This is a genomic window from Halalkalibacter sp. AB-rgal2, assembly GCF_041821005.1.
Taxonomy (GTDB): Bacteria; Bacillota; Bacilli; order Bacillales; family Bacillaceae_D; genus Halalkalibacter.
In genome coordinates, this window is the sequence record NZ_JBGUAV010000030.1 from 1 (window position 1) to 12,701 (window position 12,701).

Here is a 12,701-nt window from a genome sequence, read left to right on the forward strand (position 1 = left end):
TGGTTTTTACCTTTTCCCTTTAAGCAATGTGCGAAACCGTTGCCTGTTTTGAGAAGATTGATTGAGTGGGTTTCTCGTATCAATCGAGCAACGAGTGAAGCCATTGCTTATCAAATCAAAGGTACTGAAAAAGTTGATTTCTACTTTTTCAATGGCCTCAGGGAAGGGCAGGTTGAAATCCACCGGCGCAGCTGGTTAGTTCAACGCCCGCCTGCGGAAAGCGTGCCCCCCATCCCAGGAGCGCGGACAAAGCTCCCTTTCAAGTCCGAAGTAAACGAGCGCTTTTTCAGTGGCCTCCTTTTCATCCGCCACGTTCGCACCTTGTTCGGATACTCAACTAAACACTTTCATTATCACCCAGCATCGTTTGAATATAATTTATTGTACAATACTATAGAACAAAGATAGAGCTTTCTTGCCGATTAAGAAAGTCCCAATCGCATACGCTTCAGCTTCTTCTCGTAATTGAATTCTTGTATTCGTCGCACCATCAAATACTTGAAATTGATACATACTTTCAGTAGAAGTATCTGTCGTTCTTAGAAATAAAGCCGCTTCTGCTAAAGCATGATTACCTCTATACATGACTTCATAAAATGAAACAAAGCCATGCATCACACCGTTATAACGATAATTGACGACAGGAACTCCACTTTCAGCGAGCCTTCTTGCATATTCTTCTCCTTCATCACGCAAAGGATCAAATTCTGCGGTAATAACGATCGCTGGAGGCAACCCTTCCAAATCAGCATTGAGTGGAGAGGTATATGCATGGCTCCATAGCGATTCTTGAGGTGTGTATGTGTCCCGCGCTCTTAACATCACACTTCTTGATAACAAATAGTAACCGCTATCATATTTATAACGCGAATCGAAATCAACATCTTGAAACGTGGTTAACGGATAAAACAATGCCTGAGACTGTATATCTGGTCCATTACGATCACGGGACATCAATGATACAACCGTGGCTATATTTCCCCCTGCACTATCACCTGCTACTGAAATATGATTTGGATCACCGCCAATAGAAAACGCATTCATATAAGCCCAATTTAAAGCGTCATAACTGTCTTCAATGGCTGTTGGAAACGGATATGTTGGTGCAACTCGATATCCTACAGCAATCACAATGCTATTTGTTCTTGTTGCCAAAGCTCGAACAATGTTATCATGAGTTTCAATATCGCCATAGCCTTCCATAAATGCTCCACCGTGATAGTAAAGAATTATCGGGTGAGAATCGCCTTCTATCGGTCGATACATTTTACTCGTAATTGTACTGCCATCAGCTACAGGAATTTCGACGTATTCGCGTGTAAATCGAGCCGAACCCGAGGACGTTAAAAACTGAGGCGCTTTCATATCAGTTGTTACTAAATTTTCGTTAATCGCCTGTAAAACAACGGCTGTTTTCGGAGGTACTCGTCCTGCCTCTGTATGGGTCCAATAGTGAACAATCAAAACAACTGAAAGAGCACATACGATCAATGTTAGAGAAGATATCATGACAAAGATGCGCATTCTGTGTAAGTTTCGTTTCATCATATCCACTCCTCTCTCTTTAGTATTAGTATATCAGAAACTATCCATAATAGTGAGTTTTTTTCTCATATTTTTTCATACTTTCACATATTATTAGAACCTTTATATACTTCTACTACGTTTTTACGACAAAAAAATCACGGAAGAAGACCATTATCTTCTCCAGTGACTCTTCTGTTCGATTCAATTTCCCCAATTTTCTTTTATAAATATATCCCTACCTGATTGTTCGCGATCAGCCTTATATTCTTCTGGCTTTTTTTTATAAAAATCTTGATGATTACCTTCTGCTAAATAAAATATTTTAGCTGGTAATATCTGTGTAACAATTGGTTTGTTGAACCGTTTACTCTTCTCAATCTCTTCTTTCGTTTGTTGCGCTAAATTCTTTTGCTCATTTGTATGATAAAAGATCGCCGTTCGATATTGCGAGCCTCGATCATGAAATTGTCCAGTAGGATCAGTAGGATCAATTTGTGGCCAATAAAGATCCAATAGCTGTTCATAAGAAAACAATGTCGGATCATACGTAATTTGAACAACTTCATAATGCCCAGTTGTTCCTGTTTTCACCTGTTCATAGGTTGGATTCTGCACAACTCCACCCATATAACCAGACTCAACACTAATAATGCCTGGTAGCTCATCAAAGGGCTTAACCATGCACCAAAAACAACCACCTGCAAAAGTAGCTTTCTCCATAAATATTCCTGCTTTCTCGTTAAATTATTCTTACTTATAGGCAAATGCCTAACCAACATCACGGCGAATGACTAGGGTGCTAGTGACTGTTAACATAAAGGAAGGTCGGTAATGTCCTCATAGAGAGCCTTACTGCCTCTTTATTTTTGTTCATACACAAATTCAATTTCTTCGTTTTTTCGACTATATTTCACCTTAAGATGATGACCATCAAAATACCATAAATCTTCCTCTTCAATATAAAATGTTATACCTTCAACCTCTGTTTTTTCTCCAACCTTCTCTGGACTTTCCTTACTTATCCCTAACGAAAAACCACTTTGTAATGACCCACACCCTCCATATCTCGCAAAAATACGAATAAACGAATGCTCTTCATTATTTAAATCGAATTCATCCTTGAACCACTGGATAGCAGGTTTTGTTATTTCAATATTCAATGATCTCACTCCCTACTTCACTTTCCATACATCATAACAATGATCGTTCTTGTTTGTCTAATCAAGCGCCTATAAAGTTTCCTGAAGGAAACTTTATTTCCTTTGGACATATTATAAAGAAAAAGGAGTTTTAATATGAGCACAAAACAAAAAACAGTCTATTGTGCACATCTATTCACCAAACTAGGCCTTATAAATGAACAACAAAAAAAAGATATTTTAAAAACATTACACCAAAAAACTCACTAATACGTTCCGCACGTATGAGTGCTATAACGATGAAAGGTGACTGTAGAAGAAAGTTACTCCTTTCTACAGTCACCTATTATTTACGCTAATTAAGCAGCTCGTCGAGCGTTTCAACTAGCTTCACAATCTCTGGTTTACTAATTTGTGCAGATGCACCTACACTTTCACCTTTATGATACAGATCATTTGTAATTAATGATGAAAAAATAATAATCGGCAAGTGTTTAAGAGACTGAGTTTCTTTAATTCTTTTTGCTAAATGATGACCATCCATTTGCGGCATCTCAATATCTGTAATAACAGCGTTAATTCGTCGGTCAATATCACTTTCATTTTCTTTTGCTAACAACTCTAAATATTCCCAAGCCATCTTTCCATTTTCAAAAAATTGTATACTATCATAACCCGCTTCAAACAATGTGTCATGCAACAATTTTCTAAGAGTAGGAGAATCTTCTGCAACTAATATTTTTTTCTGAGAACGCATTCTCGGTCCCATTGACTTTACTTGTTCGACACTCAAGCCTGATTCTGGATTAATATCAACGACAATTTTTTCAAAATCGAGTAATAAAGGCATTTCATTTTCCATCTTAACGATTCCGATTGTTTGCGTAATCCCTTGAGATAATTCACTTGGCTTCTCAATTTGTTCCCAAGAAATACGATGAATTCTTGAAACACTATGTACATGAAAAGCAACTTTTAATTGATTTAACTCAGCAATGACGAATTTATCTTCATTAAGACTTTCTGAAGGTGGAGCATTTAATACTTTTGCTAAATCGATTACAGGAATAACCTCTTCTCGTAACCTTATTACACCTTCAACATGTTCATGCTCATTAGGAGTCTCTGTAATCGGTAAAGGGTTAATAATCTCTCTTACCTTTAGGACATTTATACCAAATGTTCCTTTTCCGACTTTAAAAAGGATAATTTCTAGTTCGTTCGTTCCTGTCTCAAGCAAAATATTGCTCTTTTCCATATCCATTCCTCCATTTACCGAAACTAATTTCCTACTTATAGTTTATAGGAGAATAGATAGAATCAGCAACAATAATTTTCAAAAATTTAAACGAATTAATACAGGTTGCATATGGACATGAAAAAAATGCCCTGAAAGCTAAGCTTCCAAGACACTTTTATCTTAAACAAAACGGTCAATTTCACTTTCTTCTTTTAAATCTTTAATGATTAAATTAAGTTCTTCTTGTTCCTTCTGGCTTTTCAGGTATTGTTCAATATCCTCACGATACTCATCTAGTGTAGGAGCCTCTTCACCAGTATTAGCTACTAGCTCTTCATAAGTAGCTTCAATTTCATCCTCAGTAATGTCTGGAGTTGAAATCTCTTCGTCAATAAATTTAGCTCTAAGAACAAGATCAATAAAATCTTCACGCACATCATCCATTGATAAGCCTTGCGCATCTAACATCTCATTCAGCTCTGTCTCTTCAATTTGCATACTATCTAAGTACATCGCAATTTCTGCATCCACTTCTTCCTCAGTTGCTGTTATTCCTCGTTCTTCAGCTACTTGAATAATGAGTTCTTCATCTACTAATTTCTCTAAATATTCTCGCTTTGCATCGTTCATATAATTCTGTGCTTCTTCAGTACCCATATCAACGCCCTGCATTAATAGGTTGTTTGCTTCTTGTTGCAATAAAGCAATATATAGATCACGATCTAGTTCCTGACCATTTACCGTAGCAATTACCTCAGGAATATCCTCTTCATTAAACCCTAAATCTATATCCTGCTCAATTTCTCCATTATCTCCATTTACATCTCCCTCAACTTGTTCAGGTTCATCACCACCACAAGCAACTAATGTTAAAGCTAGTACTGTTGAAAAAATGACTGTATAAAATTTCTTCATGTAACTTCATCCCTTCTTAAAATTCTATCGCAAGTGTAACATACGTCATCATATGGTTTCATACTTGTTCAACTGTAATTATTCTTCTGAGATCAAAAATTGAAAAAAACTATAACATTTCCTTGCCGATAAACGCGATCAAACCAATATTGACGATAACTAACATGTAGACGTTTCAAAAAGTATGTAAAAATAAGGTTCAATGATTAAATCATCATTGAACCTTATTTACACTCAATGTCTATCCTACGTTATAAGAAAATGTTTAATATTCTTATAAAATAATTTCTCCAAAAAAGAAGAGGAAAATTTTTTTTCAAGCTCTTCACCTAGTTGGTAAAAGTGACCACTATGTTCTAAACCACTAACATAAGAAGGAATCCCATCAAAATCAGATCCAAATCCTATATGATTCGCTGCACCGAGCGAGCAAAAATAATCAATCTGTTCGATAATATGTGAAATTGATGCATGCCCATTATCTGCTAAAAATAAAGGGTGAAATACAATCCCAATATATCCATCCTTTTTTATTAATGCTTTAATCTGATCATCAGCTAAATTCCGTCTATGATTGCACAATCGTTTTGCATTTGAATGACTTGCAATCGGCTTATGAGCCAACTCAATAACATCCCAAAACCCTGCTACACTCAAATGAGAAACGTCTGTTAACATTTGATTTTCATTAACAAAGTGTACAATTTCTTTGCCAAAGCTCGTTATTCCAGCCCCACGATCTTCGCCAATTCCATCAGCTGCTAAGTTGGCCTGATTCCAAGTTAAACCGACAGATAAAACACCGAGGTGTCGCAATATCGATAACTTGTTTAGATCATCTCCAATGGCATCAACACCTTCTAATGTCAATACCGCTCCGATCTCATTTGGTTGGATATCATTTATTTCCTGCCAACTTTTTATATGCTTCATTCTTGGTTGAGTTAATACTTGATTGTAAAAATGATCAACCTGCTCTAAAACCACTTGAAATTTCTGATCTTGTTTGATCCACGGTTCAACAAATATCGCAAAAAATTGTACCTTCACATTCCCTTGTATTAATCTTTCATAGTTCGCATCGATCTCTTTTGAGTGTTGAAAGTTTCGCAATGGTTGTTCCCATAGCTTTAATAAAGCATCACAATGACTATCAGCCACTACGTATTTCATAACTTACCCCCACCTTTCCTTTTATGAAACAATCACCTTTCGTAAAATGACACATACATATAAAAGTAGCTACTACTCAACAATGAGGTGAACACCATGTCTGAAAATCATCCTTGGATCAAGAAGCTTCCACAAGGATACCAAGACTTTTTACAATCAATTGATGACTTTTTCCAACAAACCTCCTCTACTTTGCCAGATCACTCTATATTTCAACCAACATTTCCCGTTTATATATCTGAAGAAAATCAGCAATGGCGTGCGGATGTTGAATTACCCGGTGTAAAGAAAAATCAAATTAACTTAGACATATACAACCAATCGATTCGGATTCAAGTAATTGAACAAGAACAAACCGTGATCAATGATGAGCAAGCCGGTCGTACCGAACAGTATGCAACTAAGAGTGTACGTGAACGCATTCTTTATGTTCCATTCACATTTCACGAAAAGGATGTAAAAGCATCCTATCAGAACGGTCTACTTACTATCAAAATCCCACACAATCGAAAACAAATTACGATTGAATAGGAGGAATACTTGTATGTTTCATATGAAATCACCTTATTACGAGCAGCAACCTAGACCTTATCACCCTGTTAATCATCCCTTCCCACAGCATATGACAAACGGACGGGTACCATTTCAACATAGACGACAACCTTTTCAACAGCCCTATCATCAACATATACAGCACCAGCCAAGCTCTTCACCCAAAAAACCGTCGTTCGTAAAATCGATATTTATGAATGAGGAAGGTAAGTTTGATATGAACCGTACCGTTCAAACCGTTGATCAAGTGGTCAAGACCGTCAACCAAGTGAGTCCGATTATCAAGCAAGTCAGCGGTCTCTTTCTAAAGAAGTAACGAAATAAACGAAAGTGCACGGAAAAAGTTTGATTTTTAACTTTTTTGGTGTCATCAAACAAACCACCTACGTTAGTAAAAAACTTTTCGTAGGTGGTGTTATAAAAAGAAGTACTTCACACTGATTTTAACGATAAACCATATGCTAATGTTTGATTTGTATTGACCATTTTCAAGCCTTGAGAAGGGACATAATCAACCTTAATATAGTTCCCAATTTCATCTATCGCCTTCGTATTATAAATAAAAGGAAGACCCTTTAAAGAAACTTCAAGATCATCTTCACTTTTTTTATCTAACACAATATCATAGGCAACCATCGTACTGCACTCAAATGTATCGTAAGCACGTACTCGAATTTTTTTACCTTCTAACGACGTTTGTTTGAAAAAGTCAACTGCAGATGGTGTTACTTGTATATCCAACAACAAAACCCCCTTATATCGTTATGAAACTATTTCTTTATTGATTTCTACGCTAGCATCATAAAACCGTTTAAATACAATTAATGAGCAAGTTCCAAATAATGCACTAATGGACATGAAGACGTAAAGCTGATTCATTGACGTTATATCAATGAGGTGTCCACCTAATAGCGAGCCAATAATACCAGAAAGCCCAAAGACAATTGTAATGAATAAAACGTGTCCAGTCGCTTGTAAATGCTTCGGAATCAAGAAGTTTACAAATTGGAATGCAGTTAAATACAGTAAACCAAAGGTAACACCATGTAATGCTTGAAGTGGTAGTAATATCCACGGCTCACTCAGTAAGCTTAACATAAACCAGCGACACGCATAAATAAAACCTGCAATGATGACAAAGGTTAATGGTGACCACTTTCTAAACCAATAGGCACTTGTAGCAAAAACGATCGCTTCTGTTGAGACTCCAATAAACCACGCCCAGCCAATCATCGCCTCTGGCCCACCAAGTTCAACAATGTACAAACCTAAATACGTATCATTTGCACGGTGAGTAACCGAAATGAAGAGAACACAGCCTAAAAACAGCAGAAGGGCAGGGTTCATGCTTAACTTAAAAGCATCAATGACTGTAACGGGTTTGTTCGTTTGCGGAGCATCTTGAATGTTTAAAGCAAAGAAAAACGATATAATAGCCATTGTCAACATTGGGTACATAATATTTTCAACACCAACGATGCTTAATAAATAGCCCGTAAGTAAAGAAGTAATTCCAAACCCTAACGAACCCCACATGCGAATTCGACCAAAACTAATTCGTTGTACATGGGCCGTTTGCTGTGCCAAAGAGTCACCTAATGCTGTTGTCGGTGAAATAAAAAGAAAAAGAACAAACATTAAAACCATAAAACCTAAAAAAGAATCAATAAACAGAAACATTATAGACGATATAATTACACCTATAATAGCAACAAGAAGCATCCGTTTAATGCTTTTATATTTATCACTCATATATCCCCAAAACGGTTGGGCTATAATAGTCGCTAAAGGACCAATGGCCATTAATAATCCAACCTGAGAACTAGATAAACCCTCCGCTTGAAAATAAACCGGAATATAACCAACAATAATCGTCATCGTGGAATGAATAAAGAATAAATAGGCCATTAAACGATGCGCTGATTTCTCATGCAAAAAAAACTCTCCCCTCTTACCAAGACACAAAAAAAGTAACTTTTTTTGTGTCCATCCTCTTACCCACAGCAACTCAAGCCTTTTTCATTTGAATGGACTTTTTTAAATTCTGTCTTACTCACAAAAAAGAAAGAGCCGACCTTAGGTTACAAGGACTGACTACAACAACCCTTCCTGTTCAAATAAATAGTCATAAGGGATATCTAAAAATAAATACAAATCGCCTGAAATTGGAAAGGAATACGTCCTTATCCGTTCATCTCGTTCGATATCCGTATACAAATCTGATAATATACCTTTTTTCTCAATACTCATACGAACAATATTTTCCAAAAAGTATGGCCGCCAGCTCCAGTTTTTGTAGCGCCCTTCTTCTATTAGTCCCCATGCATTCTCCTTATCTTTTTCTGCGTTCGATGACTGTTGGAACCCTTCAGCATCACATATGTAAAGACGGAATGCGTATCGGTCACACTCTTTCGCTGCTTTCATTAACATTTCATCAAATGTATCTTTTGTTGTCATTAGTTTCAGAGATTCACGCAAAATAAGATTCAATTCATTTGTTAACGAAACTTGTGCTTCTATTTTTTTTCGCTCGAATGTCATGAAATGGGTAAAACTCTTTCTTAAGCGTACTGTACTACAATCTAAAGGGACGAGGGAAGTACGAGGGCTTTGAATAAACTCTCCTTGATAATAACGTCCCCCATTACGCCATGCATAATTCAATTGGTTGAAATTCGATATTCCTTCAAATAATAACGTAGCTCCTATTTTCCTTGAGAGCATCGACAATGTTTGATGAACTTCTCCAAACATATGAGGTAATTCCTCTTCATCAATAAATGAAACTTTTGCTTTTAAAACATTCGGCTTCAACATGACAATATGATCAAGTCGGCTAGTCGATTGCCCAATCTCCGTAATAACAATTCGAAATCCTAAACTTTGCAAATAAAAAAAGAAGTGCTTATATTCATTAGCCTTATCAACTAATTCATCACTATGAAATTGCAAGGCAACCTGATTATAATTTAACCCTTGCTGTTCCAATTGCTCCATTCTTTTCAAAAAAGTTTCACCATTATCTTTAATTAGTAGTTCAATATCATATTGAAAATACATGATGGCCGATTGCTGCTCAGCTTGTAATTCTTTTAGCACAAGTCTGTGAATATAATCGTGTAACTCCAATCGGTATTCATCAGGGATGTTAGAATCACGAAAAAACCAATCTAAAGGTATGAAATCCTTCCCATTCTGAAATTGAGGGATTACTTCATATCCAATCACTAATTGCTTATCCGCACTTACAACTGCTTGAAAGTAAGGAGTAATATTATCTTTATTCATGATAATATCTAATGGATCCATACAACTACCTCCTTGAAATACGGCAAACATAAACGATACTATAATTATAGCATACGTTATGATAAATCGCTTTTTTGCACAGTTTTCTCATTTTCAATAAATGTAAAAATAAGTTTTGTCACTTGATCTGGTTTCTCTTCTGGTACTAAATGACCCGTTTTCTTTATTGAAGTAAATACAGCATTAGGTAAGTCAACGCTTAATCTTCTTCCAATACGAATCGGAATAACTTGATCTTCCTCTCCCCATATGAGTAGAATTGGATGATCTATATGATTTAAATCTTCTCTTGAAAGGTCTCCTTCACGATGCCGCATTAAACCAAGTAATGCATCAAAAAATTGGGTTTCAGAGAATGGCCTCGTGTACTCTGTGATCGTTTCTTGGTCAATCAGCTTTTTGTTATACACAACTTGCAGCAATGATTGTTTATAATCCTTTCCTTCAATCCAGCGTCTCATAACAGATTTAGCAAACGGTAAATATGAGGCATACACGAGTGGCTTTCGCACCCTTTTTAAATAACCTGAGCTAGACATAAGAATCATTTTCGAGACCAAATTGGGCTCTTGTAGAGCAGTATATAAAGCGACCTGTCCCCCCATAGAATGACCAACTAGCATCACATTCGTTAATCGAAATAAGTGACAGAAGGAAATAATGACATTAGCATAGTTATGAAATGAATATTCAAAGTCTTTTCGTTTACCACTTCGGCCAAAGCCAGGTAGATCAATCGCGTAGACGTCATAATGTTTTTGTAAGCTCGGTATGATTTTTCGAAAGCAATAACACGATGAAACAAACCCATGAATTAAAATGAGCGTTCCTTTTGAATCACCTTTCGCTTCACCAAATTGATAATAAACGTCCGTTTCATTAAGAAACACTGTTGATTGAATGACTTCTTTCTCCACTTGTACACCCCATTTCATACTTACCACCATTCACCTATATCCTAGTTTGCCTAAAACAAAAGGAACGTATGCTTTTGACTCTTTATTCTCATTCAAGCAGAATTGAAGGATGGAATAAATCATCTGGCAACCGTTCCTTTAAAATATAGGTTCCATTATTCACCATTTAAATCAAATGGCGTTTCTTGATACACGTAATAATTAAGCCAATTCGAAAACAGTAAATTGGAATGAGCACGCCACCGTAATCGAGGGAGCTTTTCACTATCATTGTTAGGGAAGTAATTTTCAGGCACATGGATGTCTAAACCCTTTTGACGATCTCGCTCATATTCATCTCTTAACGTACATACATCATACTCTGAGTGACCTGTTACAAAAATTTGCTTACCATTCTTTGACGCGACAATATATACTCCTGCTTTATCAGATAAGCTTAATATATCTAAATCTGGAACCTTCTCAATATCTTCTTTTCTCACGTCAGTATGTCTTGAATGAGGTGCCAAAAATTCATCATCAAACCCTCTAAGAAGCTTCACATTTTGCTTTTCAATCGAATGAGTGTATATACCAAATACTTTTTCGTTTAAATGATATTTTTGGACATCATAATGATAATATAAGCCTGCTTGCGCTCCCCAACATATATGAAGAGTTGACGTCACATTATTTTTACTCCAGTCCATTATCTTCGTCAATTCTTCCCAATAATTCACCTCTTCATATTCAAGCATCTCAACTGGAGCACCTGTAATAATCATACCGTCATACTTCTTCATCTTAATATCATCAAATGTCTTATAAAACGCTTGTAAATGTTCATGTGACGTATTTTTTGAGACATGAGTACTCGGAAATAAAAACGAAACCTCCACTTGAAGTGGTGTATTTCCTAATAAGCGAAGTAATTGTGTTTCCGTTGTTTCTTTTATCGGCATTAAATTTAATATGACAATTTTCAAGGGACGAATATCTTGACTATATGCGCGACTATCATTCATCACAAAAATATTCTCATTATTTAATATTTCTTTAGCTGGTAAATGATCTGGAATTTTAATTGGCATTGACACTTACTCCTTTAGCTTTACTTCATATGTATGAGTTGATTCAATTATTTTCATACTACTTACAATAAGACATAAATAAAAAATAGATTATTTCGATAATTCACCTTATCATGAAAGAGAAGATTATGCAATTCTTACCATCCTTAAAAGGAAGTGATAATATGAACGTAAAAATTGAATGGACATATCGTATGAAAAAAAAGAAATACCAATACATGATGACATCAGAGTGGTTGACGATTAAAGATGCTTATCATCTATTGATAGATCTTGAGCAATCAGGTCGAATGGTTTCTTATAAAGCAATTGATCAATACGATACTTCATGGACTTTGAAAGATTTCAAGAAATATTTACAACAGGAACAAACCATGCCACATACCGTTCAAGTATATATAGATGGAGGCTTCGATCCACATACAAAGAAAGCGGGAATTGGCTGGGTGATTTATTATGAGCAACATGGAAGCAGCTGGCGCCATCGCCAAAACGACCGATTAGAATTACTAGAGGACAACAATGAAGCGGAATATGCGGCTCTTTATCGCTGTCTCCAAACATGTGAATTCCTTACGATAACAAACCAAGCTATTGTGATCTATTCTGATTCTTTGACAGTCGTCAAACAAGCATCAGGTGAATGGCCTTGCTATGAAGAACATTTTCGTCAATGGTTAGACCGTACTGATGAGCTAGCTCAACAATTAGGAGTCCAGCTTGACTATGTTCTAGTTGAAAGAAACAAAAATAAAGAAGCCCATAAACTCGCTACACAAGCATTGAATGATATATTAATCGAAAGCAAGCAAGAACAAACCTAATGATCGGTTCATTCTTGCTCTGTTTTTCTACC

At 36.1% G+C, this 12,701-nt stretch carries 15 protein-coding genes; 4 read left to right on the top strand and 11 right to left on the bottom strand.

The window, feature by feature from the left end; all coding sequences use genetic code 11:
- A partial coding sequence (locus tag ACERJO_RS17970) for a hypothetical protein (RefSeq protein WP_373648398.1) occupies nt 1–408 on the top strand: 408 nt, incomplete at its 5' end.
- Here ACERJO_RS17970 and ACERJO_RS17975 read toward each other — a convergent pair.
- The 6 genes from ACERJO_RS17975 to ACERJO_RS18000 all read right to left on the bottom strand — a co-directional run bounded on the left by ACERJO_RS17975 (nt 379) and on the right by ACERJO_RS18000 (nt 5,994).
- Entirely contained in the window at nt 379–1,545 is a 1,167-nt protein-coding gene (locus ACERJO_RS17975; RefSeq protein WP_373648400.1) for an alpha/beta hydrolase, read from the bottom strand. The two genes, ACERJO_RS17970 and ACERJO_RS17975, sit on opposite strands and share 30 nt — an antisense overlap.
- A gap of 183 nt (nt 1,546–1,728) precedes the next feature.
- Nucleotides 1,729–2,247 (bottom strand): peptide-methionine (S)-S-oxide reductase MsrA, encoded by a 519-nt coding sequence (msrA, locus tag ACERJO_RS17980; protein WP_247105389.1) that lies wholly within the window; start codon nt 2,245–2,247, stop codon nt 1,729–1,731.
- Nucleotides 2,248–2,387: 140 nt separating this feature from the next.
- Entirely contained in the window at nt 2,388–2,687 is a 300-nt protein-coding gene (locus ACERJO_RS17985; RefSeq protein WP_247105388.1) for a HesB/YadR/YfhF family protein, read from the bottom strand.
- Between the two features lie 334 nt (nt 2,688–3,021).
- Nucleotides 3,022–3,930, bottom strand: a complete 909-nt coding sequence (locus ACERJO_RS17990; RefSeq protein WP_373648402.1) for a chemotaxis protein — start codon at nt 3,928–3,930, stop codon at nt 3,022–3,024.
- Between the two features lie 156 nt (nt 3,931–4,086).
- The gene (locus ACERJO_RS17995) at nt 4,087–4,821 is read right to left on the bottom strand and encodes a SurA N-terminal domain-containing protein (RefSeq protein ID WP_373648404.1); all 735 of its coding nucleotides are present in this window, start codon (nt 4,819–4,821) and stop codon (nt 4,087–4,089) included.
- A 246-nt stretch (nt 4,822–5,067) separates the two neighbouring features.
- On the bottom strand, nt 5,068–5,994 hold the full coding sequence (locus ACERJO_RS18000) for a dipeptidase (protein ID WP_373648406.1): 927 nt from the start codon (nt 5,992–5,994) through the stop codon (nt 5,068–5,070).
- 96 nt (nt 5,995–6,090) lie between these two features.
- On the opposite strand from ACERJO_RS18000, the gene ACERJO_RS18005 reads away from it, so the two are divergent.
- Together ACERJO_RS18005 and ACERJO_RS18010 are read left to right on the top strand one after the other, a co-directional pair.
- On the top strand, nt 6,091–6,525 hold the full coding sequence (locus tag ACERJO_RS18005) for an Hsp20/alpha crystallin family protein (protein ID WP_247105384.1): 435 nt from the start codon (nt 6,091–6,093) through the stop codon (nt 6,523–6,525).
- Nucleotides 6,526–6,538: 13 nt separating this feature from the next.
- Entirely contained in the window at nt 6,539–6,862 is a 324-nt protein-coding gene (locus tag ACERJO_RS18010; RefSeq protein WP_247105383.1) for a YppG family protein, read from the top strand.
- A 116-nt stretch (nt 6,863–6,978) separates the two neighbouring features.
- Here ACERJO_RS18010 and ACERJO_RS18015 read toward each other — a convergent pair whose 3' ends face one another.
- The 5 genes from ACERJO_RS18015 to metA form a co-directional block, all read right to left on the bottom strand.
- Nucleotides 6,979–7,287 carry an iron-sulfur cluster biosynthesis family protein gene (locus ACERJO_RS18015; protein WP_247105382.1) on the bottom strand — a complete coding sequence of 103 codons (309 nt, stop codon included), beginning with the start codon at nt 7,285–7,287 and terminating at the stop codon, nt 6,979–6,981.
- Between the two features lie 21 nt (nt 7,288–7,308).
- Nucleotides 7,309–8,481 carry an MFS transporter gene (locus tag ACERJO_RS18020; RefSeq protein ID WP_373648408.1) on the bottom strand — a complete coding sequence of 391 codons (1,173 nt, stop codon included), beginning with the start codon at nt 8,479–8,481 and terminating at the stop codon, nt 7,309–7,311.
- Nucleotides 8,482–8,640: 159 nt separating this feature from the next.
- A complete protein-coding gene (locus tag ACERJO_RS18025; protein WP_373648409.1) occupies nt 8,641–9,858 on the bottom strand; it encodes an EAL-associated domain-containing protein in 1,218 nt (405 codons plus the stop codon).
- A 56-nt stretch (nt 9,859–9,914) separates the two neighbouring features.
- Complete coding sequence (locus ACERJO_RS18030; RefSeq protein WP_373648410.1) at nt 9,915–10,793, bottom strand: alpha/beta hydrolase; 879 nt, start codon at nt 10,791–10,793, stop codon at nt 9,915–9,917.
- Nucleotides 10,794–10,930: 137 nt separating this feature from the next.
- A complete protein-coding gene (metA, locus tag ACERJO_RS18035) occupies nt 10,931–11,845 on the bottom strand; it encodes a homoserine O-acetyltransferase MetA (protein ID WP_247105378.1) in 915 nt (304 codons plus the stop codon).
- Nucleotides 11,846–12,009: 164 nt separating this feature from the next.
- Here metA and ACERJO_RS18040 point away from each other — a divergent pair, with 164 nt between their 5' ends.
- Entirely contained in the window at nt 12,010–12,669 is a 660-nt protein-coding gene (locus ACERJO_RS18040; RefSeq protein WP_247105377.1) for a reverse transcriptase-like protein, read from the top strand.
- Nucleotides 12,670–12,701: the final 32 nt, after the last annotated feature.